16 protein-coding genes are annotated in these 24,414 nt (G+C 70.4%); 6 read left to right on the forward strand and 10 right to left on the reverse strand.

What is annotated here, in order from left to right; genetic code table 11:
* Positions 1 to 316: 316 nt before the first annotated feature.
* Entirely contained in the window at positions 317 to 1,654 is a 1,338-nt protein-coding gene (locus tag EV659_RS12670) for an ammonium transporter family protein (RefSeq protein ID WP_132709261.1), read from the reverse strand.
* Between the two features lie 326 nt (positions 1,655 to 1,980).
* On the opposite strand from EV659_RS12670, the gene EV659_RS12675 reads away from it, so the two are divergent.
* Entirely contained in the window at positions 1,981 to 3,252 is a 1,272-nt protein-coding gene (locus EV659_RS12675; protein WP_132709262.1) for a UbiH/UbiF/VisC/COQ6 family ubiquinone biosynthesis hydroxylase, read from the forward strand.
* Positions 3,253 to 3,330: 78 nt separating this feature from the next.
* Here EV659_RS12675 and EV659_RS12680 read toward each other — a convergent pair whose 3' ends face one another.
* From EV659_RS12680 to EV659_RS12705, 6 genes are all read right to left on the reverse strand, one after another.
* Entirely contained in the window at positions 3,331 to 8,247 is a 4,917-nt protein-coding gene (locus EV659_RS12680) for an NAD-glutamate dehydrogenase (protein WP_132709263.1), read from the reverse strand.
* A gap of 111 nt (positions 8,248 to 8,358) precedes the next feature.
* On the reverse strand, positions 8,359 to 9,198 hold the full coding sequence (locus tag EV659_RS12685) for a PAS domain-containing protein (protein WP_132709264.1): 840 nt from the start codon (positions 9,196 to 9,198) through the stop codon (positions 8,359 to 8,361).
* Between the two features lie 188 nt (positions 9,199 to 9,386).
* Positions 9,387 to 11,441, reverse strand: a complete 2,055-nt coding sequence (locus EV659_RS12690) for a hypothetical protein (protein ID WP_132709265.1) — start codon at positions 11,439 to 11,441, stop codon at positions 9,387 to 9,389.
* Positions 11,442 to 11,444: 3 nt separating this feature from the next.
* On the reverse strand, positions 11,445 to 14,240 hold the full coding sequence (locus EV659_RS12695) for a DUF4159 domain-containing protein (RefSeq protein ID WP_132709266.1): 2,796 nt from the start codon (positions 14,238 to 14,240) through the stop codon (positions 11,445 to 11,447).
* Positions 14,241 to 14,243: 3 nt separating this feature from the next.
* Positions 14,244 to 15,260 (reverse strand): DUF58 domain-containing protein, encoded by a 1,017-nt coding sequence (locus EV659_RS12700; protein ID WP_132709267.1) that lies wholly within the window; start codon positions 15,258 to 15,260, stop codon positions 14,244 to 14,246.
* The gene (locus tag EV659_RS12705; RefSeq protein WP_132709268.1) at positions 15,257 to 16,270 is read right to left on the reverse strand and encodes an AAA family ATPase; all 1,014 of its coding nucleotides are present in this window, start codon (positions 16,268 to 16,270) and stop codon (positions 15,257 to 15,259) included. The genes EV659_RS12700 and EV659_RS12705 overlap by 4 nt, the downstream gene beginning before the upstream one ends.
* Positions 16,271 to 16,422: 152 nt before the next feature.
* Between EV659_RS12705 and EV659_RS12710 the strand changes: the two genes are divergently transcribed.
* The 3 genes from EV659_RS12710 (at position 16,423) to EV659_RS12720 (ending at position 19,153) form a co-directional block, all read left to right on the forward strand.
* On the forward strand, positions 16,423 to 17,034 hold the full coding sequence (locus EV659_RS12710; RefSeq protein ID WP_132709269.1) for a DUF1285 domain-containing protein: 612 nt from the start codon (positions 16,423 to 16,425) through the stop codon (positions 17,032 to 17,034).
* Positions 17,035 to 17,114: 80 nt separating this feature from the next.
* Complete coding sequence (locus EV659_RS12715; RefSeq protein WP_200287552.1) at positions 17,115 to 17,792, forward strand: CoA pyrophosphatase; 678 nt, start codon at positions 17,115 to 17,117, stop codon at positions 17,790 to 17,792.
* A 5-nt stretch (positions 17,793 to 17,797) separates the two neighbouring features.
* On the forward strand, positions 17,798 to 19,153 hold the full coding sequence (locus EV659_RS12720; protein ID WP_132709271.1) for a CCA tRNA nucleotidyltransferase: 1,356 nt from the start codon (positions 17,798 to 17,800) through the stop codon (positions 19,151 to 19,153).
* A gap of 327 nt (positions 19,154 to 19,480) precedes the next feature.
* On the opposite strand, the gene rpmF is transcribed toward EV659_RS12720, so the two are convergent.
* On the reverse strand, positions 19,481 to 19,675 hold the full coding sequence (rpmF, locus tag EV659_RS12725) for a 50S ribosomal protein L32 (RefSeq protein WP_132709272.1): 195 nt from the start codon (positions 19,673 to 19,675) through the stop codon (positions 19,481 to 19,483).
* A 370-nt stretch (positions 19,676 to 20,045) separates the two neighbouring features.
* Here rpmF and EV659_RS12730 point away from each other — a divergent pair, with 370 nt between their 5' ends.
* Entirely contained in the window at positions 20,046 to 20,501 is a 456-nt protein-coding gene (locus EV659_RS12730) for a DUF3429 domain-containing protein (protein WP_132709273.1), read from the forward strand.
* 4 nt (positions 20,502 to 20,505) lie between these two features.
* Here EV659_RS12730 and EV659_RS12735 read toward each other — a convergent pair whose 3' ends face one another.
* Together EV659_RS12735 and acs are read right to left on the reverse strand one after the other, a co-directional pair.
* Positions 20,506 to 21,156 carry a response regulator gene (locus tag EV659_RS12735; RefSeq protein ID WP_132709322.1) on the reverse strand — a complete coding sequence of 217 codons (651 nt, stop codon included), beginning with the start codon at positions 21,154 to 21,156 and terminating at the stop codon, positions 20,506 to 20,508.
* Between the two features lie 124 nt (positions 21,157 to 21,280).
* A complete protein-coding gene (acs, locus tag EV659_RS12740; RefSeq protein WP_132709274.1) occupies positions 21,281 to 23,221 on the reverse strand; it encodes an acetate--CoA ligase in 1,941 nt (646 codons plus the stop codon).
* Between the two features lie 320 nt (positions 23,222 to 23,541).
* Here acs and EV659_RS12745 point away from each other — a divergent pair.
* The coding region (locus EV659_RS12745; RefSeq protein WP_132709275.1) for a cache domain-containing protein at positions 23,542 to 24,414 on the forward strand (873 nt) is incomplete at its 3' end.

Raw genomic sequence — 24,414 nt, forward strand, 5'->3', positions numbered from 1 at the left:
AATCCACACGTCCGGGCAAGCGCGTCGCCACAAACCGGGGTGCGACGCCCTCGGCGGCCCGGTCCCCGGGTCCTGGTCTCCGGCCCGCCGCGCCCCGGCTTGGGTGAGGCCCCAAGCTCGATGTCCCCCCGCGCCTGTCCCCGCGCCCCTTGGCGGCTCAAGGCCCGGTGTCGGCGCGTACGGCGGCGCGCGCCGGGTCCACAGCGTGCCGATCTCGGTCAAAGCGCGAACAAACAGTAAACGACCCGACCGGCAATTGCAAAGCCCGGTCGGGTCGCGAACACGCCAGGGCTGGCCGGGCTCGGAGCGGCGGCGGTCAGCCGGCGAACTGCGAGCCGCGGCCGAATTCGGGATAGGCTTCCATGCCCAGTTCGCTGGTATCGCCGCCGGCCAGTTCGTCCTCGGGCGTCAGGCGCAGGCCGATGGTCGCCTTGAGCCCCAGCCACACCACCAGACTGGTCACCGATACCCACAGCCCGGTGGCCAGCACCCCCAGACCTTGAGCGGCCAGGGTGGCCTCGGGGTTGGTCAGCGGCACCGCCAGCGTGCCCCAGATGCCGGGCACCAGGTGCACCGACAGGGCGCCGACCACGTCGTCGATGCGCAGCCGGTCGAACAGCGGCACGCACACCACCACCAGCACCCCGCCGACCGCGCCGATGGCGACGGCGGCCAGCGGCGACGGCGTCAGCGGTGCCGCCGTGATCGACACCAGGCCGGCGAGCGCGCCGTTGAGCACGAAGGTCAGGTCGATCTTCTTGTAGCGCAGTTGTGCCAGTAGCATGGCGCCCAAGGTGCCGCCGACCGCGGCCATGTTGGTGTTGGCGAAGATCCTGGCGATCGCGGCGACGTCGGCGCCCGAGCCCATGGCGAGCTGGCTGCCGCCGTTGAAGCCGAACCAGCCGAGCCACAGGATGAACGTGCCCAAGGTGGCCAGCGGCAGGTTCGAGCCCGGCATCGGCCGCACCCGACCGCGCGGGTCGTAGCGGCCGAGCCGGGGGCCGAGCACGATGGCGCCGGTCAGCGCCGCCCAGCCGCCGGCCGAATGGACCAGGGTCGAGCCGGCGAAATCGCTGAAACCGGCGCCGGCCAGGGCCACGAAACGGTCGCTGGTCAACAGCCCCGAGCCCCAGGTCCAGGCGCCCTGGATCGGATAGATCAGCCCGGTGAGCACGATCACGAAGACGAAAAAGCCGGTCAGCCGGACCCGTTCGGCCAGCGTGCCCGAGACGATCGAGGCGGCGGTGGCGACGAACACCATCTGAAAGAACCAGTCGGCGGACGAGGCATAGCCGGCGCTGAAGTCGGCGTCGGCGCCGTCGAGCGTGCCGTCGGCGGGCAGGAACGGGCCGAAGCTGCCCAGAAATCCGCCGTCGACGCCGTCATACATCAGCCGATAGCCGACCAGCAGGTACATCAGCCCGGCCAGGGCGAACAGCACGATGTTCTTGAGGCACATGGTCGCCACATTCTTCGAGCGGACCAGGCCGGCTTCCAGCATGCAGAAGCCGGCCGCCATCCACATGACCAGAAAGCCGCCGATCAGGAACAACAAGGTGTTCAGCACATAGGCGGTCTCGTCGGTGACCGCGGCGTGAGCCGGGGCCGAGACGGCCGCAAGAGCGACGAACACGGCGACAAACACTTTGACCATGGCGGTTCCTCCCGGGGGGTGTTTGGCGCTGCACAATCAAGAACCGTGCCGGGCGCGCGGGCACCGGCGAACGCCGCTGCGGGCGGGCCGGCCTGCGCCCACGCCCCGGGCCCGGCGCCGGTATTGGGGCGGATAATTGCTCAATCGGTGAACACGCTGCCCATTTCCTGCGCAATTGGTCCGTTCGGGCGGCGAAGCGTGCCGTGCGGGGGCGGCTCGGGCTGCGGCCAAGGCGCCCCTGGACAGGCGCTTGCACCGCCGGTCTAATCCGCGCACAAGACAATGTTTCGACCTTGGACCATCCGCGCAGCAGACGAGGCACAGCGATGACCCGATCTTCAGCCCCCACCCGGCCCGGTGCAGACCCACAGCGCGCGGATCGGGCCCAGACCAGCCGCGCCGACGTGGCGATCATTGGCGGCGGTCTGGTCGGCCTGACCACCGCCGTGGGCCTGGCGCAGCAGGGCCTGTCGGTGTGCGTGGTCGACCGCCAGCCGTTGCCGGCCACGCTCGACCCCGCGTTCGACGGCCGGGCGACGGCGGTGGCGCACGCCTCCAAGCTGTTGTTCGAGGCGTTGGACCTGTGGCCGGCCATGGACGCGCACGCCCAGCCGATCCTGGAAATCCGGGTCTCTGATGGGCCGTCCTTGATGCACCTGCACTTCGACCATGACGACCTGGGCGACGGCCCGTTGGGCTTTCTGGTCGAGAACCGCTATCTGCGCCAGGCCATGGCCGACAAGGTCGCCGGGCTCGATGCGGTCGAGGTGGTGGCGCCCGAGGCGGTCGAGACCATCGAGCGCAGCGAAGCCGGCGCCCGCGTCGCCCTGGCGTCGGGCCGGGTGATCGAGGCGGCGCTGGTGCTGGCCTGTGACGGCCGCGGCAGTGCCACGCGCAGCCGCGCCGGCATCGACATCATGCGCTGGTCCTATGACCAGATGGGCATCGTCGCCACCATTCACCATGAGCTGCCGCACGCCGGCATCGCCCATGAGCGGTTCCTGCCCGACGGCCCGTTCGCCATCCTGCCCCTGCGCGGCAATCGCTCGTCGCTGGTGTGGACGGTGCCGACCGCGAAGGAACCGGCGATCATGGGCCTCGGTCCCCGCGGTTTCGAGGCCGAGGTGCGCCGCCGGGTCGGCGATTTCCTGGGCCAGGTGACGGTCGAGGAGCGGCGCTGGTCCTACCCGCTCAGCCTGCACCTGGCCGACCGGATCACCGACACCCGGTTGGCGCTGGTGGGCGACGCCGCCCACGGCATTCACCCGATCGCCGGCCAGGGCTTCAATCTGGGTCTGCGCGACGTGGCGGCGTTGATCGAGGTGATCGTGGATGCCCGGCGGCTTGGGCTCGATATCGGCTCGGCCGAGGTGCTGGGGCGCTATGCCCGCTGGCGGCGCGCCGACACGGTGGTGCTGGCGGCCGTCACCGACGGGCTCAACCGGTTGTTTTCCAACGATGTGACGCCGGTGCGCCTGGCCCGCGACATCGGCCTGGCGGCGGTCGACCGGATCGGGCCGCTCAAGACCTTCTTCATGCGCCAGGCGCGCGGCTCGATCGGCAACCGGCCGCGGCTCTTGGACGGCCAGGCGCTCTGAACGCCCGGCGGCGCGCCAGGCTTTGCGTGTCGGGGTCTGCTGGGCCGGGGCCGTCTTGGCGGCCCCGGCATGGGCCGCTTATGACGGGATCACCGCCCGGCTGAGGATCGAGCGCAGGTGGCGCGCGGCGAAGCTGAGCTTGGCGACCGTCAACTGCCCCGACCCTTTCAGGTCGCCCAACAGTCGGTCGGTGCGCACCAGGGTCAATTCGCGCTCGGCCAGCCAGTCTTCGACCGCCTTTTCCGCGCCCGCGTCATGGTGTTCTTCAAGCACCGCCTGGGTCAGTTCGCGCTGCTGGTCGGCCACATCGTCGAGCACCGCGCCGGCGGCCAGCCGATCCCAATGGTCGTCGGTGCCGAGGCTGTTGGCGGCGCGGCGCAACCAGTCGAACCCTAAGCGGTCGCCGGCGTCGAAATAGGCCCGGCCCACATCGGCCACCGACCGGTCGAGGCTGTGCGCCACCTGGACGATATCGGTGGCGAAGGGCAGGAACTCGAACGCCGTGACCAGCCGCGCCAACGCGTCGGGCACGCCGGGCTCGGTCCACTCGGCGACCCGGGCCTCGAACGCTTCGGCCAGGTCGGCGGACAGCACGCTTTCGGGGGCGGCGAACAATTCGCCGGCGGCCGGGCCGTAGCGGTCGATCAGCGCGCCCATGTCCAGCGGGCGCGGCGCGTTGCGCAGGAACCAGGTGGTCTGGTGGCGCAGGAACGTGGCCACCGAGCGGTGCATGTCCAACTGCACCGCCGCGGGCACTTGGTTGTCGAGCCCGTCGATCCCGGCCCACACCCGGTCCAGGTCGAAGGCGTAGCGCACCACCGTGAAGGCGGCGGTGATCTGCTCGACGCCGAGGCCGGTCTCCTGGCGGATTTCGTAGACGAAGGTCAGGCCGCCCCGGTTGATCACGTCGTTGGCGGTGATCGTGGCGACGATCTCGCGGCGCAGCCGGTGGCGCGCGATCAGGGCCGCATAGCGCTCGCGCAGCGCGGCAGGAAAGCCCCAATCCAGGCTCGGTTGCAGGATCGCCTCGTCCATCATCGGGCTCGGGGTCAGGATCGCGGTCAATGACAGCTTGGCATAGGACATCAACGTGGCGATCTCCGGCCGGGTCAGGCCGCTTTGGTTGAGCGCCAGTTCGGAGAATTGTTCCTCGCTCGGCAGGTTGGCCAGATCGCGCTCGAACGCGCCTTCCTTCTCCAGCGTGCGGATCAGGCCGGCGTGCAGTTCGCGATCCTTGACCGCCTGGTGCTCGGCGACCGAAATCGCCAGCGTCTGGAGATAATTGTCCTCCAGCACCAGGTTCGCCACATCGTCGGTCATCTCAACCAGCAGGGCGTCGCGGTCGGGGCCCGACAGGCCCTCATTGACCGCGGCGTCCTTGAGCAGGATCTTGATGTTCACTTCCTTGTCGGAACTGTCGACGCCGGCCGAATTGTCGATGAAGTCGGTGTTCAGCCGGCCGCCGGCGCGCGCGAACTCGATCCGCCCGGCCTGGGTCATGCCCAGATTGCCGCCCTCGCCCACCGCTTTGACGCGCAACTGGCAGCCGTCGACGCGCAGGTCGTCATTGGCCCGGTCGCCCACTTGCGAATGGGACTGGTGCGCGGCCTTCACATAGGTACCGATGCCGCCGATCCACAACAGGTCCGCCTGGGCCAGCAGGATGCGGTGGATCAACTGGCTCGGCGTCAGGGTGGTGTCGTCGACGCCCAGGAACGCCTGGATTTCGGGCGTCAGCCGGATCGACTTGGCGTCGCGGCGAAACACCCCGCCGCCGGTCGAGATCAGCGCCGGGTCATAGTCGGCCCAGCCCGACGCCGGGCCGTCGAACAGCCGCTTGCGTTCGGTCCACGCGGTCGCCGGGTCGGGATCGGGGTCGAGGAAGATGTGCAGATGGTTGAACGCCGCCTTCAGCCGGATGGTCTTGGACAGCAGCATGCCGTTGCCGAACACGTCGCCGCCCATGTCGCCGATGCCGATCACGTCGATCGGGTCGGTCTGGACGTTCAGGCCCATCTCGCGGAAGTGGCGTTGCACCGACACCCAGGCGCCGCGCGCGGTGATGCCCATCTTCTTGTGGTCATAGCCCTTCGACCCGCCGGACGCGAAGGCGTCGCCCAGCCAGAAGCCGCGCGCCTCGGCGATGCCGTTGGCGGTGTCGGAGAAGCGCGCCGTGCCCTTGTCGGCGGCGACCACCAGATAGGGGTCGTCGTCGTCGCGGCGTACCACGCGCGCCGGCGGCACCACCGTGTCGCCGTCCAGATTGTCGGTCACCGACAGCAGCGTCTGGATGAAGATGCGATAGCAGGCCTCGCCCTCGCCCTGGCGTTGGTCGCGGCCCAGCCGGTCGAGCCGGGTCGGCACAAAGCCGCCCTTGGCACCCACCGGCACGATGACCGCGTTCTTGACCTGCTGCGCCTTCATCAGGTCGAGGATCTCGGTACGGAAATCCTCGCCCCGGTCGGACCAGCGCAGGCCGCCGCGCGCCACCGGGCCGCCGCGCAGGTGGACGCCCTCCAGCCGCGACGAATAGACGAAGATCTCGGCCCAGGGACGCGGGCGCGGTGCTTCTTCGATTTCGCCGGTGCGGATCTTGAGCGCCAGCGCGGTGTTCAGCCCGTCGGCGAAGGCGTCGCCATACTCGCCCCAGAAATTGGTCCGCAAGGTGGCGGCGATGGCGTGGTTGAAGGCGCGCAGCACCCGGTCGTGTTGCAGGCTCTCGACCGCTTCGAGCGCGGCTTGGAAGCGGTCTTCGATGTCGGCGACCCGGGCGTCGCGCGCGGCCCTGTCGTCGCTGGTATCGGCGGCGTCGGCATCGGCCGGTGCCCCGTCCCGGGGGCCGAAGTCGGGGCGCAACTGGGCCTCGAACCGCTCGAACAAAAGCCGGGTGATGGTCGGGTTGTCGATCAGCGCCCGGGCCAGCGCGTTGGTGCCATAGGGCACGTTCAACTGGCGCAGATAGCGCGCATAGGCGCGGATCACCGTCACCTGGCGGCAGTCCAGCCCGGTGGGCACCACCAGGGCGTTGAACCGGTCGTCGGCGACCCGGTCGAGCCAGACGGCGTTCAACAGGTCTTCGACCAGGGTGCGTGCCTGGGCCCAGTCGACGGCGCCGTGCGGCCAGCTCAGGTCGAAGTCGTAGATCGACCCGGCGCGCGGCCCGCTCAGCTCATAGGCGTGTTCGCTGATCACGTTGAAGCCGGCATGTTCGAGCATCGGCATACAGCGCGACAGCGGCACCGTGCGTTCGCGGGTGTAGATCTTCAGCCGCACCGCGTCGGCGGGATCGCCGGGGCGGTGATAGACGGCGAAGTCCACCGGCCGGTCGGCGTGCAAGCGGGCCAGCCGGGCGATGTCCTCGATGGCGCGGGCGGGGGGAAAATCCTCGCGATAGCTGAACGAGAAGCTGTCCGACCAGTCGTGGAACAGTTGGTTGCCCTCTTCCTCGCCGTGGCGTTGGACCAGTTGTTCGCGCAGCCGTTCCGACCAGGTCTTGGCGGCTTCGATCAGCTCCTCGTTGAGCTTTTTCTCGTCCACCTCGGGCACCTGGCCGGGCTTGGTGCGGATGATGTAGTGCCAGCGGCCCAAGGGGTCGTCGGACAGTTGTGCATAATGTACCGAAACCTCGCCGTTGAACGCCGCGCACAACAGGTCGGCGGCCTTGCGGCGCAGGCCGCTCTTGAAGTTGTCGCGCGGCACATAGATCAGCGCCGAGACGAAGCGTTCGAACCGGTCGCGGCGCAGGAAGAGGTGCGGGCGCGGCCGTTCGAGCAGGTGCATCACCTGGGTCGAGATCGACAGCAGCAGGTCTTCGTCAATCTGGAACAACTCGTCGCGCGGGAAGGTCTCCAGAATGTGGGCCAATACCTTGCCGGCATGGCTGCGCGGGTCGAAGCCGGCCTGTTCCTGGACGGTCCGCACCTTGACCCGCAGCCACGGCGTGTCGCTGACCGATTCCGCATAGGCCCGGGCGGTGAACAGGCCGACGAACCGGCGTTCGCCGACCACCCGCTGGCGGGCGTCGTAGATCTTGAGCGACACATAATCCAGATGAACCGGCCGGTGCACGGTCGACTTGCGGTTCGCCTTGGTGACCATGAGCGGCATTTCCGGCCGGCTCAGAAAATCGCGCACCTCGGGCGAGATGGCGGTGTAGCCGTGTTGGCCGCGGACGATGTTGCGCGACGGATCGCGCAAGATGCCCAGACCGCTGTCATTGTCGGTCTTGAAGGTGGCGGTCTCCGGTTCGCCGTCGAAATAATATTCGCGAAAGCCCAGGAAGGTATAGTTGTCACTGCCCATCCAGCGCAGGAAGCGGATCGCTTCCGATACGCCCTCGTCGTCGATGGGTGGCGGATTGACGGTCAGCGACGCGGCGGTCTCGTCGATCTTGGCCAGCATCGCTTTCCAGTCGGTCACCGCCAGGCGCACATCGGCCAGCGTCGCGCGCAGCGTCGCCTCGATACGGGCGAGCGCGGCGGGGTCCGACTCCTCGTCGATCTCCACATAGACGATGGACTCTTGGCCCGCGGGGCGGCGGGCGGTGCCGTTGCCATAATCCACCGGCCCCAGAAGCGCGGTGCGGCGGCCGCCGTCGTCGCGGTCGACGCGCACGATCGGGTGGTGCAGCTCGTGGATGCGGTAGCGCAGCGTGGTGCCCAGCGCGCCGGTGATCGAGTCGACCAGGAACGGCATGTCGTCGTTGACGATCGCCACGCTCGTGTGCGGCGTGGTCCAGCCATGGCTGTCGGTGCGGGCGTTGAACACCTCCACCAGCGGTTCGCCGGGGCGCCGGGTCTCGCCCAACTGCCAAAGATAGCGCCCGAGCGCCAACAGGGCCTCGGGCGATTTGGCGTCCAGATCGTCGGCGGCGGCGTTGGAGAACAGGATGTCGAGAAAGCGGAGCAGCGGGTCTTTGCCGTTTTGCTTCAGCTTGTTACGTGCGCGATCCATCACATGGGCGATGATTGCGTCTTTGGTCTGCCACAAGGTCATGGGGTCCGGGTCCCCGGGTCAAGGTACGAAAGTCGGCGAACGGCCGGCACTTTGGCGCAAACGGCACCGGGCGTCCAGTAAATTAGGCCCTTAAAAGGCCCCGCTAAGCCATTATGATGCTTGGCGTTTTTGTGCAGTGCGGCGAACCGCTTCGGCAACCAGGTCGGGCGCGTCGACGTCCAGACGGCCGACGATTTCGGGCTTGCCATCGGCGCCCGGCCGAGCCAGCAGCAGCCAGGCCGCCGTGGGGTCGGCGGGCTGCTGATCGGCCGGTGTCAACGGGGTCAGGCCGGCGACCAGGGCGGCGGCATCGGCGCTGTCGCTGTGCCCGGTCGTTACCGGTGCATCGGGGGCTTCGTCGGCGATCAGGGCCGCCATGTCTTCAAGCAGTTCGTCGCCGCCGGGCCCGCCGCCCACGTCGAAACCGTCATTGGAGGCGAGCGGCGTGTAGCCGGATTGCTCGATCACCGTTTCCTTCCAACTGACCACCGCGATGACGCTGGTCAGCGCGGTGCCTTGGGCGGCGAACGGCAGCAGGATGGCGCGAAACGGCAGCACCAGGTCGGTGTCCAGGTCCAATTCGGCGTCGAGCCCGACCGGGGCTGCGGCCTCCAGCACCTCGTCGATGTGGCGCAGCACGCGGCCGAGCAGCAGCTCGTCGGGCACCGACGCCGGCGTCCAACCGGCATAGGTGCCGCCCGACACGGCGGCCAGTTTGGCCCCGGTGGCGACGATGCGGTCGCTGTCGCCGGTCAGGTCGATGTGGCAAAAATAGTCGGCAAACGGCGCGAAGTCGGCGTCGTCGGTGTCGGGCGCGGCCGGCAGGGTGGTGCCGTCCAGCAATCGCTCCCAATGGCGGAACGCACGGATATGAAGCCGTTTTTCCGAGGCGAAAAAGGGCAGGTCGTCGGGGTCGATCCGGTACCCGGACTGATCGGGTGCTTGCGCCATGCGCCACTCCGCTGATGGTTGCCGAACGCTACGGGCATCCACGTTAACAAGCTCTGAAATCATGGCCAAGTTGTGGGCTCCCGACCGCTCCCGACCGCTTTCGACCGCTGGCGGGCGGCCGGGCACGGTCGGGGGCGGTTGGGCAGCGATCAGGGGTGGGCGAGGACCGAAGACGCCGCGCATGCCGCTCAGCGGCTCTCGCGCATCCAGACGCCGACCAGCAGACCGCCCACCAGCACCAGCCACGCCCAGGCGGGCAAGAGCGGGCGTTGTTCGACCGCGACCACGCGTTCGGCCCGCTCGCGGGTCAGGCCCAGCCAGCCGGGGCCGGCGCGGCGGTCGCGTGCGCCGACCCGGCGCACCTCGGGGATCGCCTCGGCAAGCCAGAACACCCCGCCGCCGGTGCGCTCGGCCAGCGGTGTCAGCGCCGTGGCACTCGGTTTGAGCGCGGCATACTCGGCGGCGCTGTCCAGGCCCACCGCCACCAGGGCCTCGCGCTCGCCGTCGCGGACCCGGTAGAGCCCGCGCCGGGGCACCTCGGTGACGCCCACCGCCTGGCCCGGCGCGGTTTCGCGCAAGCTGACGGCTTGGTCCACGCCGGTATCGGCCGCGCGCAGCGGGCCGCTGACGGTGACCGTGCCGGCGGCCTGGCCGAGGCTGCGGCGGTGGATCTCGATCCGCTGGCCGGCCAGCGCCTGGGCCGACAGGGCCTCTTCTTCCAGATCGGGTTCCTTCATCAGCCAGTGGGCGGTGCGGCGCAGCAATTGCTGGTCGGGCCCGCCGCCTTCGACGCCGCGCGCCCACAGCCAGATCTGGTCGGACAGGATCTGCGCGATGCGCCCCTCGCCGACCCGCGACAGCACCAGAAGCGGCCGCGCCGCCGGCCCCTCCATCAACACGTCGCCGCCGAGCACCGCCGCCTCCATGACCCGGAACCAGCGCCCCCAGCGGTCCTGGTCGGCGGCCAGCGGCGCGGTGACGGGGTGGCGCGCGCCCAGGTCGGTGACCGTCGGGCGGTAGGCTTCGGCCAACATCTGCCCGGTGGGCGCCGCCGGCAGGATCGGCCGCAGCGGCGTGCGGAACAGGCTCGACGCTTCGGCGAACTCGGGCCCGGTGGAGATCAGGATCGCGCCGCCGGTCTCGACGAACTCGACCAGGTTGAACAGGTGCTGGCGCTCCAGCACGGCGCGGCGGCTGTAGCGGTCGAAGATCACCAGGTCGAAATCGTCCAACTGGCGCTCGAACAGGCGCTGGGTCGGGAACGGGATCAGTGACAGTTCGGATTCGGGGGTCAGGTCGCGGCTGTCGGGCAGGCGCAGGATGGTAAAGTGCACCAGGTCGACCGCCGGGTCGGCCTTGAGCGCCTGGCGCCAGACCCGCTCGCCCACATGGGGCTCGCCTGAGATCAGCAGCACCTTGAGCCGGTCGCGCACCGCGTTGAGCTTGAGGATCACCCGGTTGTTGCCCAGGAAGGTCTCGCCCGGCGCCGGCTCGACGGCGATTTCCACCAGCGTTTCGCCGCGCCGTTCGGGGCGCACCGGCACGGTCAAGTCCTGGCCGACGCGCCCGCGCAGTCCCGGCCGGCGCTCGCCGTCGACCCGCACCGACACCGACACGGCGCCTTGGGTGGCCAGATTGTCTTCCTCGATGCGCACGGTCAGCGGTGTGCGCTTGTCGACCAGGGCATAGCGCGGCGCGGTGACCAGGTCGATGCGCCGGTCGGTGAAGCCGGGGGCGCCGGCGACCAGCGCGTGGAACGGCGCGTCGAGTGCTGCCAGCGGCTCGGGCGTGTCGTGGATCTGGCCGTCGGTGATCGCCACCACGCCGGCCAGCCGGTCGGCCGGCACCTCCTTGAGCGCGCGGGCCAGCGGACCGAACAGCCGGGTGCCGTCGGCGGCCTGCGGGATGTCGACCCGGTGGACGATCAGGTCGCCGGCGTCGTCGAGCGCGGCGTTCAACCGGGCGGCCGCGGCGTCGGCCTGCGCCCGGCGTTGGCCAAGGGTCATGCTTTCGCTGCGGTCGCTGGCGATCAGCACGTGGCGCGGCAGGCTCTCGCGGCGTTCTTGGACCAGCATCGGCCCGGCGAGCAGGGCGACCACCGCCAGCCCCAGGGTCAGCCGTGCCAGCCCGCCGCGCGCCCGCGCCGCCAGGCTGATCAGCGCCGGGGCCAGCGCCGCCGCGCCCAACAAGGCCAGCGCCCACAGCGGCAGCAACGGGTCGAAGGCGATATCGGCGGCGTCCATGGCCTATTCCCCCAGCCGTTCGAGCACGGTCGGCAGGTGCAGGCTGTCGGCCTTGTAGGTGCCGGTGAGCGCGTACATGACCGCGTTGACGCCGAAGCGCAGCGCCATCTCGCGCTGCTGGGTCCCGCCGGGCAGGCTGGCGACCATATAGCGGCCCTGGTCGTCCACCGCCCAGGCCGCCGCCCAGTCGGCCTGGCCCACGATCAGCGGCGACACGCCGCCGTCGGCGCGCTCGGTGCCGCGTTCGACCCACAGGGTGGTATCGCTCAGCCGGCCGGGGAAGGTGCGCAGCAGATAGAAGGACCGCGCCAGCACATGGTCGCTGGTCACCGCCATCAGCGGCGGCACGTCGACGCCGTCGAGCAGCGCGCGCAGCCTTGTGCCGTCGCCGGTGTCGATGCCGATCGGGCCGCTGCCGGCGCCGGTGTCGAACAGCACGATGCCGCCGCCGCGCAGATAGGCGTTGAGCCGCGCCCGGGCCGCCGGCCCCAGCCCGCCGCCGCCCTGGGGCACCGGCCAGTAGATCAGCGGGAACAGCATCAGCGGGTCTTGGGCCGGGTCGACCGCTTGCGGCGCGCCCACCTGCACCGCCGTGCGCAGGGTCAATACCCGGCCGAGCCCGACCAGGCCGGCGCGCGACAGGGCGTCGACCTCCGGGTCGCCGGTGGTCACATAGGCAAGCCGGGTCGCCTCGGTGGCGTGGAGCGCATAGGCGTCGTCCAGTCGGTCGTCGCCGGGCGGCTCTTGCGCGGTCGCCGGCGCGCCGCCGGCCACCAGGCCGGCCGCCACGGTCAGGGCGAGGAGTGCGGCGGCGCCGGGGCGCCAGCGGCGGCCGGGCACGCCCAGGCGCCCGCGCAGCCACAGCCCGACCAGACCGTCGACCGCCAGCAGCACCGCCACCAGGGCGAGGAGCGGCGGCGCCAGCGCCCGGTCGCCCCGGGTGGCGGCCAGCAGCGGCTCGGTCTCGGCGTCCAGATCGTCCAGCCGGAAGCGGTCGTCGATCGGCCCGGCCGGCCCCATCAGGTTGAGCGCCAGCGCCGCCCCTTCGGGACCGTAATAGCCCGGCGGGTGGCGGGGCCCGGCCGGGGTCTCGTCCAATTGCGCCAGGCTCAGCGGCGCGACGCGCGGGTCGGCGGGGCCCAGCCGGCCGAAGCCGTCGAGGGTCTGGGCCGGCACCAGCCGCTCGGGGCCCTGGCCCGCCAGCGCGCGCTGGCCGGGCTCGGCGAGGGTCACCAAACGCTTGAGCATGTCCACAAACACCCCGTTGAGCACCAGGTTCGACCAGTCGGGATTGGCCGAGGTGTGCACCAGCACCAGCCAGCCGTCGCCGCGCCGTTCGGCGGTCACCAGCGGCGTGCCGTCGGCCAGTTGCGCCCAGGTCTTTCCCGCCAGGTCCGCCGACGGCACGGCCAGCAATTGCCGGGTCACGGTGACCCGCTCGCCCGGGTCGAGGCCGGCGAACGGGCTGTCGTCGGGAAACCGGCCCAGGGCTTGCGGCTCGGACCAGCTGAGCGCGCCGCCGAACGCCCGGTCGCCCGAGCGCAGGCGCACCGGCAACAGCCCGTCGTCGGCATTGGCCAGGCGCGGCCCGGCGAAGCGGATCAGCACCCCGCCCTGGCCGATCCAGTCGCTGAGCCGGCGGCGGGTCTGGGCCGCCACCTCGCCCACATCGGCGAGCATGAGCATGGCGACGCCGCCGTCGATCAGGCCGTCGATCTCACCCTGGCGCACGGCGGCGAACGGTTCGAGCGCCCGCGACAGATAAAACAGCGGCGAGCGCAGCGGCGTCACTCCGGCGCCCACCAGCCCCACATCGGGCCGCACCGCCCGCGCGTCGAGCAGCAGCGTGGTGCCGGCGCTCGCCTGGTCGGCCAGGTCGAGCCGGCGGACCTCGTTGCGCAGCGCCGGCGGCAGCTCGACGCGGGCGGTGGCGGTGCGCGCGCCGGCGGCGAACCGGGCGGTCGCCTCGGCCAGCAGCCGGCCGTCGCCACCGCGGGCGTGGAGCGTCACCGATTGTTCGAAGTTGCGCGGCGGGCGCACCAGGGTGGCGGCGAGCGCCGTGCCGGTGCGCTCGACCCCGCGCAGGCCCAGGGGCGGCCGGGTCGGGGCGTCGGTGAGCACGGTCAGCCGGCCGGCGCGCGCCAGCGTGGCCAGCAGCCGGTCGCTGCCGTCATGGGCGACGCCGTCGGACAGATAATAGACCGCGCCGCCGGTGGCGATCTCGCCGCGGTCGAGGGCGGCGTCGATGCGTCGGGCCACCGGTTCGGGCGCGGGCGACCAGGGGCGGACCGCCAGGTCGGCGAGCCGGGCGCTCAGCTGCGCGGCGGTGGTGGCGTCGGCCAGGGCTGCGTCGGCAAGCGCTGCGTCGGTGCCGCCGGTCCAGCCGCCGGGCGGCGGCGCGGTGGTGATCAGGCGCACGCCGCGGCCGGCGCGCGCCGCCTTTTGGGCCAGCCGGTCGAGGGCGGTGCGCCGGTCGTCGAAGCGCGCCGCCGCCTGCCAGCCATTGTCCAGCACCAGCAGCACCGGCCCGGTTCCGGCGAGGTCGTCGCTGCGGTCGAGCACCGGCCCGGCCAGGCCAAGGATCAACAGCCCGGCGGCAAGCAGGCGCAGCAGCCACAGCCAGGGCGGTGTGCGCATGGGCGGCGGGTCGGCGGGGCCGATGTCGCGCAACAGCCGGATCGCCGGGAAGCGCCGTTCGCGCGGCTCGGACGGCAGGGCGCGGATGATGAAATAGAGCCCGACCAGACCGGCGAGCGCCAGCAACAGCGCCGGGCTCGAAAAGCTCAGGGCGCCGAGCATGGCTCAGCGGCTCCCGCGATTGTGGCTGTGACCGTGGCCGGCGCTGCCGGGGCGCGCGGCGGCCATGGTCTGGGCGACGGTCAACAGCGCGTTGAGAGCCGGGCGGTCGGTGCGGTGGACGGTGAAGCTCCAGCCGACCCGGCCGGTCAGCCGCGCCAGGGTCTGCTGCCAGGCGGCGAGGCGGCGGCGATAGGCGTCGCGCAGGTCCTCGGCACGGTCGAGCACCTCGGACCCGTCGCCGGCCTCAAGCCCGGTCAGCCGGACCCGGCCGCGATAGGGGAAATCCTCCTCCGCCGGGTCGAGCACCTGGACCAGATGGCCCTGGACGCCGGCGGCGGTCAGCCGGGTCAGCGCCGCTTCGATCTCGGCCGGTGGGCCGAGGAAATCGCCGACCAGCACCAGGTGGCTGTGGCGCGAAATCGGCGCCGGGGCCGGGCAGGCCGGCTGGTCGGTGCCGCGCCGGCTTTCGGCCGCGCGGGCGATCCGGTCGAGCCCCAGCCGGCCGCCGGTGGCGCGCCGGTGGGCGGTGTAGAAGCCCAGTTTTTCGCCCGCTTCGCCGGCCATGGCGGCGAGCGCCAGGGTCAGCACCAGCGCCCGGTCGGCCTTGGTCTGCGGCCCGCCCTCGGCGAAATCCATGGACGGCGAGGGGTCGCACCACAGCCAGATGGTCTGCGGCGTCTCCCATTCGGTCTGGCGCACATAAAGTTGGCCGTCGGCGCGCGCCGAGCGGCGCCAGTCGATGTCGCTCGACCGGTCGCCTTCGTGGAAGCCGCGATACTGCCAGAAACTGTCGCCGGGGCCGGCGCGCCGGCGGCCGTGGGCGCCGCGCCCGACCACCGGGCCCAAGGGACTGACCCGGGCGTTGAGCGGCGGGCAGGCGCGGGCCAACTGGTGCGCCTGGGCCAGCAGGGCGTCGAACGGCTGGGCCTGGGCGGCATCGGCGCCCGATGGCTGGCCGCTTCCGGCCGGGCGCCAGCGCTGCCCGAGCCGTGCGCGCAATGTGGCGATGGGCGGGGTCAAAGCGTTTCGGCCAAGCCCCCGATCACCTGATCGGTGCTGCGGCCCTCCGCCAAGGCCCGGAAGCTCAATGCCATGCGGTGGCGCAGCACCGGCTGGGCCAGGGCGACCACATCGTCCACCGACGGCGCCAGCCGGCCGTCGAGCAGCGCGCGCGCACGGGTCCCCAGCATCAGCGCCTGGGCGGCGCGAGGGCCCGGCCCCCAGACGATGTCGGCGTCGCCGGCGTCGGGCCGGGCGCCGCGCACCAGGTCGAGGATCGCTTCGACCACGCTGTCGGGCACCGGCAACTGACGCACCAGGGCCTGCGCGGCGGTCAGGGCCTGGGCGTCGAACACCGCTTGGGCGCGCGCGCGCTCGGTGCCGGTGGTGGCCAGCAGCACCTGGCGTTCGGCGTCGCGGTCGGGATAGTCCACATTGACCTGCATCAGGAACCGGTCGAGCTGCGCTTCGGGCAGCGGGTAGGTGCCTTCCTGTTCGATCGGGTTCTGGGTCGCCAGCACGTGGAACGGTCGCGGCAGCGGGTGGCGGGTGCCGGCCACCGACACCTCGCCTTCCTGCATCGCCTGCAACAGCGCCGACTGGGTGCGCGGGCTGGCGCGGTTGATCTCGTCGGCCATCAACAGGCGGCTGAAGATCGGCCCGGGGATGAACCGGAAGTGACGCTTGCCGGTCTCGTCCTCGTCGAGCACTTCCGAGCCGATGATATCGGCGGGCAGCAGGTCGGGGGTGAACTGGACGCGCCGTTCGTCGAGCCCGAGCACGGTGCCCAGCGTCTCCACCAGCAGCGTCTTGGCGAGCCCCGGCACGCCGACCAGGAGCGCGTGGCCGCCCGACAGCACGGTGATCAGCACCTGGTCGACCACCGCGTCCTGGCCGAAGATGACCCGGCCGATCTCGGCGCGCGCGGCCCGCACCCGGGCGGCGGTGGCCTCGGCGGTCTCGACGCTGATGTCGCTCGCGGGTGTGGCGGTTGCGCCGTCTGGGGCGGTCGCGCTGTCCTGGGGAGCCATGCCATGCCTCTCTGTTGCGCCGGGCCTTGCTGTGGCGCCGGGCGTCTGCCCACCGGGTCGACGTCCACCGGCCTCGACGGGTCGGGTAGCGTTAGACCAAGCGAGGGTTTCTTCCTATATAAAGGGCGTAACAGTGTCAGGGAAGCCAAGCCATGGTTGACGAGTCTCGTCCGGCCGAAACGTCGCAAGCGCCCGCCGTGGCGCCTGGGCTCGAGGGGCTGGTGGCCCAGGTCAAACAGCGTCCGGCGCCACCGGTGCACGATTGGAATCCGCGGTTCTGCGGCGATATCGACATACGTATCGCGCGTGACGGCACCTGGTACTATCAAGGCTCGCCGATCACCCGACCGGCCATGGTACGGCTGTTTTCCAGCGTTCTGCGTCGCGACGACGACGGCAAGACCTATCTGGTCACGCCGGTGGAGAAGCTGGGCATTCAGGTGGACGACGCGCCGTTTCTGGTCGTCGGCCTGGGGCGCAGCGGCGCCGGCGCCGACCAGCGGCTGGTGTTTCGGACCCTGACGGAAGATGTGGTGATTGCCGATTCGGACCACCCCATTTGGGTCGAACATCACCGAGCGGGCGGCGAGCCGACGCCCTATTTGCGCATACGCGACCGTCTGCACGGATTGATCAACCGGCCGGTGTTCTACGATCTGGTCGAAATCGCGGTCGAGGAACGGCTCGACGACGGGACCTATCTGGGCGTCTGGTCGGAAGGCAGCTTCTTCCCGCTCGGCCGGGTCGACGAGGCGGCGGCATGACGCACGCCGCCGGCGCTCCCCCTGCCCCTGCCACCGGGTCTGCCCCGGGGTCTGCCCCGGGGTCTGCCCCGGGGTCTGCTGTGTCCGCCGAGTTGCTGGCCCGCCTGTCCAAGCCTTGGGCCGCGCCGGTGGCCGGCCCGCTGGTCGGCGACGCCGACATGCTGCCGGATGGCCAGACCGCCGCCGAGGCGCGGCTGGCTCGGCGCGCGGCCGCCGTGCTGGTGCCGTTGATCGTCCACCCCGGCGACGTGACCGTGTTGCTGACCCGGCGCACCCGGGCGCTCAAGCGGCATTCGGGACAGGTGGCGTTCCCCGGCGGTCGGGTCGACCCGGAAGACCCCGACGTGGTCACCGCCGCCCTGCGCGAGGCCGAGGAAGAGGTCGGGCTGCCGCGCGACCGGTCGCGCCTGCTCGGCCGGCTGGCGCCCTATAACACGGCGACCGGCTTTTCGGTGACGCCGGTGGTGGCCACGGTGCGCGCGCCGTTCGTGCCCATCCCCGACCCGGCCGAGGTGGCCGCGGTGTTCGAGGTGCCCCTGGCCTTCGTCATGGATCGCGCCAACCACCAGTGGCGCACGCGCACCTGGCGCGGCCGGGAACGTGGCTTTTACGCCATCCCGTATGGCGAGCATCTGATCTGGGGCGCGACCGCCGCCATGCTGGTCAATCTGGTGCACGTGCTGTCGACGCCCGGCGGGTCCGGCGCGGTTGTCGAAACGTCCACCGGGCCGGCCGCCGCGCCGGTGCCGCGGTCTTGAGCGCGATGAGTAAAGGAGCGGGCGAAGGCGCGGATCACCGGGCGAAAGACGCCGCGGCCGGCGGCGACGACGGCCTGACCGACGCGGTGGTGCCGGCCGCCTGGCCGGGCCAGCCGCCGGCGGTCACGGTGTTGACCGCCCTTGGCGCCGGGGCGGCGCGTTATGTGGGCGGGGCGGTGCGCGACGCGCTGCTCGGCCGGCCGGTACAGGATATCGACATCGCCACCGTGCACGGGCCCGAAACGGTGATCGAGCGGGTGCGCGCTGCCGGGCTCGCGGCGCACCCCACCGGGCTCGACCACGGCACGGTGACGGTGGTCGCCGAGGGCCACGGATTCGAGGTGACCACCCTGCGCCACGACCTGGCGACCGACGGGCGCTACGCCACCGTGGCGTTCACCGACGACTGGCGCGCCGACGCCCGGCGGCGCGACTTCACCATGAACGCGCTCTACGCCGACGCTGCCGGTCACATTTACGACTATACCGGCGGCATCGCCGACGCGCGCTCGGGACGGGTCCGTTTCATCGGCGACGCCGCCGCGCGGATCGAAGAAGATGGCTTGCGCATTTTGCGCTTCTTCCGGTTCCACGCCTGGTACGGCGCCGGCGCGCCCGACCCCGCCGCGGTCGCCGCCTGCGCCGCGCATCGCGGGCTTTTGGGCCGACTGTCGGCCGAACGGGTCGGCGGTGAGGTCGTGCGCCTGCTGGGTGCGCCCGACCCCGGCGCATCGGTCGCCGCCATGGCTCGGGCCGGCGTGCTGGCGGCGGTACTGCCGGTGGCCGCATCCGGTGCGGCTGCGGCCCGGCTCGCCCGCTTGGTCGCCCGAGAGCGGCAGGCCGGGGTGGCGGTTGCGGCGGAACGCCGGCTGGCCGCCCTGGTCGGGCCCGAGGGCGCGGACGGCACGACACCGGCGGCGGAGAAGCGCGCGCGCGCGCTCGGTCGGTCGTTGCGGCTGTCCAGGGCGGCGACGGCGCGCTTGGGGGCCGCCTTGGGCGCGCCGCCTGATCTGGCTGACCCGCCCGGCACGGCCGACGCCCGGACGCTCGCCGAGGCGGTCTATTGGGATGGGCGTGCGGCCGTCGTCGATCGGCTGCTGCTCGACGCCCGACTCGATGACGCGCGCAGTGCTGCGGCCGTGACCGCGGTCGGCGCCCTGGCCTGTCCGCGCTTTCCGCTCGGCGGGCGCGATCTGCTGGCGCTTGGCCTGACGCCGGGCCCGGGCGTCGGCCGGCTGCTCAAGCGGCTGGAACGGGACTGGGTGGCGGCTGGCTTCGCGCCTGACCGCGAACGGCTTCTGGACCGTGCCGCCGCCCTGATCGCCGGGACCGGCGATGCCAGCACGCCCGGCGACGGCTGAACTGCTGGCGACCGGCGCCGAGCCGCGGGCGTCTCGATCAACGGACCCTGCCTCGTGTGCGGGCGCTCGGGCCATGGCGGAGGGCCGGTGGTGGGATCGATGACCGCCGCCCGGAGCGGGCGGCCAACGACAAAACCGGCCGCGGCAAGGCCGGGCCGGCGCGTCGATCTTTGGTCAGGCCCACGCCGCAACGGCGGGCGCGCCGCAAGGTGCCGACGGTATCTGAGCGGACGCCCGGTCAACACGGGACGTTTGTCCCGGTCGGTCTCGACCCGACGCTGGGCCCTGGGCGGCCGGGCGGGGTGCGACGACCCCGGCCCCGGAGGCTCAGAACTCGTCGTCGTCCCGGGCCTGTTCGATCACCTGGCGACCGCGGTACATGCCGGTCTTCAGGTCCACATGGTGGCGCAGGACATATTCGCCGGTGTGGGCGTCTTCCTGGATGTTCATCGGCTTGAGCGCATCATGGGCGCGCCGGTTGCCGCGGCGCATGCGCGAAGTTTTCCTTTTGGGAACGGCCATGGTTCGGGTCCCTACCTACATCAAGGGCCGCCCATTGACGCCGCGCCACGGCGGAGCGACGGTGGTCAACGGGGCGACTGTGGTCAAAACCGGTGCTGAACGCGGCCGCATGGCCCGCGCACTCGAAGCGCGGACCCTATTGCCGCCCAGAGGTTCGAGTCAAGACGCTTTGCCGCAAAGCCAGTCTCTTTTCACGATGCGGCGATGTCGTTAGAGCCTTTGCGGTCGGAGCGGTTCGCTTATGGCGGTCGATCCGGGCGCTACAATACGCTCATCTCTTGCATCTTGGGTTCTGTCCCGGCCGATCCAGATGGATCGGAGCAGAGTTTCGATCCGACGGCGCGCTTCCTGAACGAAGGAGAACGACCCCATGTCGCTGGCCCGCCCACCTCGTTTCGCGTTGTTTCTGGCCCTGTCGGGGACGCTGCCGGTGCTGGCGGCGTTGATGGCGTTGCTGGTCCGCTGGCCGGGGCTCGACGGCCTGTGGCTGCGCGCCGTGGCGGTCTATGGCGCGGTGATCGTGTCGTTCGTGGCCGGCGCGCATTGGGGGTTGGCATGCGCGGCGGGGGCTGCTGCCCAACGCGCCGTGGTCCAGCGTCATCTGGCCTGGTCGGTGGTGCCGGCCCTGGCCGGTTGGGCGGTGGCGGCCCAGCCCTTGTGGATGGCGTATCTGGGGCTGGCGGTGCTGTTTCCGCTGTTACTGGTGCTGGACCGGGTGGCGGTCGGGGCAGGCTTGGCGCCGATCTGGTGGCCGGCGATGCGCCTACCGCCCACCGTCGTCATCGCGCTCGGCTATCTGGCGCTCGGGCTTTTGCTGTTGGTCTGAGCGCTCAGGCGCCGTCGGTGACCGTGTCGGGATCGACGTCGAGCACGTCGGCGGCGAGCACCGCCTGGGTGCGGTTGAGCACGCCGAGCTTGCGGAAGATCGCGGTCACATGGGCTTTCACCGTCGCTTCGGTGATGCCCATGTCATAGGCGATCTGCTTGTTGAGCCGGCCGCGGCGCAGGCCGAGCAGCACGCGCACCTGGGCCGGGGTGAGGGTGGCGAGGCGCGCCGCGGTCTCGTCGGTTTCGGCGTCGGCGGCGGTCGGGTCGAAGCCCGGCGGTGTCCACACCGCGCCGCCGAGAATCGCGTCGAGGGCGGCGCAGATGGTCTCCAGCCCCGACGCCTTGGGGATGAAGCCGGCGGCGCCGAAGCCGATGGCGCGGGCGATCACCCCGGCGCTGTCGCTGGCCGACACCACCGCCACCGGCACGGCGGGGAAGTCGTGTTGAATGCCGACCAGCCCGGCGAAGCCGTCGCTGTCGTCCATGTGCAGGTCCAACAGCACCAGTGCTGCCGGCGTCTCGGCCAGATGGGCGCGGGTTTTGGCCAGGCTGGCGGCCTCGCGGATCTTGGCGCCGGGGGCGACCCGGCGTACCGCGGCGGCGAGGGCGTCGCGGAACAGCGGATGGTCGTCGCTGATGACGATGGTCGTCATGGCCAGGGTCACGGGCTTTCTGTCCAGGCCGGGGCGGTGCCCGACCGAGGCTTGAGGCGCTTGGGCGGGCATGGTGTTGTCGGGCATCGCCGACCCCGGGCCATCCCGCCCCCGCCGTTCAGACCTATCGGTTCAGCCGCCCTTCGATCAAGTCGTCGACCACGCCGGGGTCGGCGAGCGTCGAGGTGTCGCCCAGATTGGAGAACTCGTTCTCGGCGATCTTGCGCAGGATCCGGCGCATGATCTTGCCCGATCGGGTCTTGGGCAGCGCCGGGGTGAAGTGAAACAGGTCCGGCGTCGCGACGGGGCCGATTTCCTGGCGCACCCAGGCGCGCAGCTCGCGGCCCAGATCCTCGGTCGGCTCCAGCCCGGCGTTGAGCGTCACATAGCAATAGATGCCCTGACCCTTCATCTCGTGCGGGTAGCCGACCACCGCGGCCTCCGAGACCAACCGGTGCGCCACCAGGGCCGATTCGATCTCGGCGGTGCCGAGCCGGTGGCCCGAGACGTTGAGCACATCGTCGACCCGGCCGGTGATCCAGTAATAGCCGTCGGCGTCGCGCTTGGCGCCGTCGCCGGTGAAGTAATAGCCCGGAAAGGCCGAGAAATAGGTCTGTTTGAACCGCTCATGGTCGCCGAACACGGTGCGCGCTTGGCCCGGCCAACTGTCGCGGATGACCAGATTGCCCTCGCCCACCAGGTCCTCGACCAGATGGCCTTCATTGTCCACCAGGGCGGGCTCGACGCCGAAGAACGGCCGGGTCGCCGAGCCGGGCTTGAGCTCGGTGGCGCCGGGCAGCGGGGTGATCATGATGCCGCCGGTCTCGGTCTGCCACCAGGTGTCGACGATCGGGCAGCGGCCTTCGCCGACCACCTCGTGGAACCAGGACCAGGCTTCGGGGTTAATGGGCTCGCCCACCGAGCCGAGCAGGCGCAGCGACGAGCGGTCGTGCTTGGTCACCGGCTCGTCGCCCTCGCGCATCAGCGCGCGGATCGCCGTCGGCGCGGTGTAGAGGATGTTCACATTGTGCTTGTTGACGATCCGCCACATGCGGTCGATGCCGGGATAGGTGGGCACGCCCTCGAACATCAAGGTGGTCGCGCCGTTGGCCAGCGGGCCATAGACGATGTAGCTGTGGCCGGTCACCCAGCCCACGTCGGCGGTGCACCAATAGACCTCGTCGGGGCGGTAGTCGAAGACATATTCGTGGGTCATCGACGCCCACACCATATAGCCGCCGGTGGTGTGCAGCACGCCCTTGGGGCTGCCGGTGGAGCCCGAGGTGTAGAGGATGAACAGCGGATCCTCGGCGCTCATCTCCTCGGGCTCGCAGTCGGACGGCACCAACAGCGACAATTCGTGGTACCAGTGGTCGCGCTCCTCGAACCAGTCGATGTCGGCGCCGGTGTGGCGGACGATCAACACGTCCTTGACGCCCCGGGCGTGTTCCAAAGCCTTGTCGACGTTCTTTTTCAGCGGCACGGCCTTGCCGCCGCGCACGCCCTGGTCGGCGGTGATCACGAAGGTGGAGCCGCAATCCTCGATCCGGCCGGCGAGCGCTTCGGGGCTGAAACCGCCGAACACCACCGAGTGCACGGCACCGATGCGCGCACAGGCGAGCATGGCATAGGCGACCTCGGGGATCATCGGCATGTAAATGGTCACCCGATCGCCTTTCTTGACGCCCAGATGCTTGAGCACATTGGCCATGCGGCAGACGTGCCGGTAGAGCTGGCCGTAGGTGATCGAGTGGTGATAGGCGGGATTGTCGCCTTCCCAGATGATCGCCGAGTCGTTGGCTTTCGCCGGCAGGTGCCGGTCGACGCACTGGACGCAGGCGTTGAGCGTGCCGTCCTCGAACCATTTGATCGGCACGTCGCCGTCGAAGCGGGCGTTCTTGGTTTTTGAGAAAGGCTTGATCCAATCCAGGCGCTGGGCGTGTTCGGCCCAGAAGGCGTCGGGATCTTCGATCGACCGTCGATACAGTCGGTCGTAATCGGCCGCCGAGCATCGGGTTTCGCCCCGGGCGGCATCGGGAACGGGATAACGGGCGTCGTCAGCCATCAAGTCCTCCCCTGGATTGCATGGCGCTGCCTTTGGCTGCGCCTCGCGCTAGCCCGGCAGCTTGCAGTGATCGACGGCAACGAGTTTACCACTCTCGCCGTCCCTGTCGAAGGGTGGAGCGGTCAAACCTATGCGACCTTGGTCGCAGGCTTGCCCGCCCGTCGATGTGCCTTTAAATGGCGCAAATTTTGAAACAATATAGTAAAAATTTGCTGGATGGTGGCCGATAGCGGGTTTCGTCAAGTAATTTTTTATTAAGTAATTGAGTATATTGAAGCTTAAATATCGAATTTTTGTCTTTGCAGAAGAGTGCCTGCCCCATGTCCCGATTCTTGTCGATCAAGAACGCGCTGATCGCCCTGCAAGGCTTGATGTTGCTCGGCTTCATCGTCCTGACGGTGAACGCCGTCGCGCCTTATAAACAACAGTTCATGGAAGAAAAGCGCGAAACGATCAAGGCCCTGACCGACATCGCCTATGAAACGATCCTGCATTATAAAAATATGGCCGATGCGGGCGAAATCGATGTGGAGACGGCGCAAAAGCGCGCCATAGATGCGGTGGCAGCGCTTCAGTACGACAATGGCAAGGGCTATTTCTGGATAAACGATCTGGACTATCGGGTTCTCTACCATCCCAGCGACGACTTGCGCGGCACGGATGCCAGCAACCTGTTGGACGTTTATGGCAAGGCGATGTTCGTGTCGTTCACTGACAAGGTGCGGAACGGCGGCCATGCCTTCGACGATTATTACTGGAACAAGCCGGGCGAGACCGAACCGTCGCCGAAGCTCACATCGGTGGAATTGGTGCCGGATTGGCAGTGGGTCGTCGGCACCGGCTTTTATGTCAACGATGTGGACGAGCAGGTCGCCGCGCTGACCTGGGAACAGGCCGGCGCCGCCGGGGTGATCCTGGTGGTGACCGCGGGGCTGGCATTGGTGATCGCGCGCGGGCTCAGCGGCCGGCTCGGCGCCCTGCGCGCAAGCTTGGGCGCGGTTGCCAGCGGCGACTATACCCAGGATATCCCGGGCACCGACCGTCATGACGATATCGGTCTGATGGCGCAGTCGATCGACGTGTTGCGCGAACGCGCCGCCGAGCGCCAGGCGTTGCAGGCGCGCCAGGCGGAAGCTGAGCGCGAACAGCAGCGTCGCGAGGCAGAGCAGGCCGAACGCGACCGCCAGGCCGAG

Origin of the sequence: Rhodothalassium salexigens DSM 2132 (assembly GCF_004341375.1) — a bacterium.
Classification (GTDB): domain Bacteria; phylum Pseudomonadota; class Alphaproteobacteria; order Sphingomonadales; family Rhodothalassiaceae; genus Rhodothalassium; species Rhodothalassium salexigens.

Excerpts from the sequence above, each read along its gene's own strand:
- EV659_RS12685 (WP_132709264.1), bottom strand. The coding sequence starts at position 9,198 with ATGGCGCAAGCACCCGATCAGTCCGGGTACCGGATCGACCCCGACGAC.
- rpmF (WP_132709272.1), bottom strand. The coding sequence starts at position 19,675 with ATGGCCGTTCCCAAAAGGAAAACTTCGCGCATGCGCCGCGGCAACCGG.
- EV659_RS12670 (WP_132709261.1), bottom strand. The coding sequence starts at position 1,654 with ATGGTCAAAGTGTTTGTCGCCGTGTTCGTCGCTCTTGCGGCCGTCTCG.
- EV659_RS12730 (WP_132709273.1), top strand. The coding sequence starts at position 20,046 with ATGTCGCTGGCCCGCCCACCTCGTTTCGCGTTGTTTCTGGCCCTGTCG.
- EV659_RS12680 (WP_132709263.1), bottom strand. The coding sequence starts at position 8,247 with ATGACCTTGTGGCAGACCAAAGACGCAATCATCGCCCATGTGATGGAT.
- EV659_RS12705 (WP_132709268.1), bottom strand. The coding sequence starts at position 16,270 with ATGGCTCCCCAGGACAGCGCGACCGCCCCAGACGGCGCAACCGCCACA.
- acs (WP_132709274.1), bottom strand. The coding sequence starts at position 23,221 with ATGGCTGACGACGCCCGTTATCCCGTTCCCGATGCCGCCCGGGGCGAA.
- EV659_RS12720 (WP_132709271.1), top strand. The coding sequence starts at position 17,798 with ATGAGTAAAGGAGCGGGCGAAGGCGCGGATCACCGGGCGAAAGACGCC.
- EV659_RS12710 (WP_132709269.1), top strand. The coding sequence starts at position 16,423 with ATGGTTGACGAGTCTCGTCCGGCCGAAACGTCGCAAGCGCCCGCCGTG.
- EV659_RS12735 (WP_132709322.1), bottom strand. The coding sequence starts at position 21,156 with ATGACGACCATCGTCATCAGCGACGACCATCCGCTGTTCCGCGACGCC.
- EV659_RS12695 (WP_132709266.1), bottom strand. The coding sequence starts at position 14,240 with ATGCTCGGCGCCCTGAGCTTTTCGAGCCCGGCGCTGTTGCTGGCGCTC.
- EV659_RS12675 (WP_132709262.1), top strand. The coding sequence starts at position 1,981 with ATGACCCGATCTTCAGCCCCCACCCGGCCCGGTGCAGACCCACAGCGC.
- EV659_RS12690 (WP_132709265.1), bottom strand. The coding sequence starts at position 11,441 with ATGGACGCCGCCGATATCGCCTTCGACCCGTTGCTGCCGCTGTGGGCG.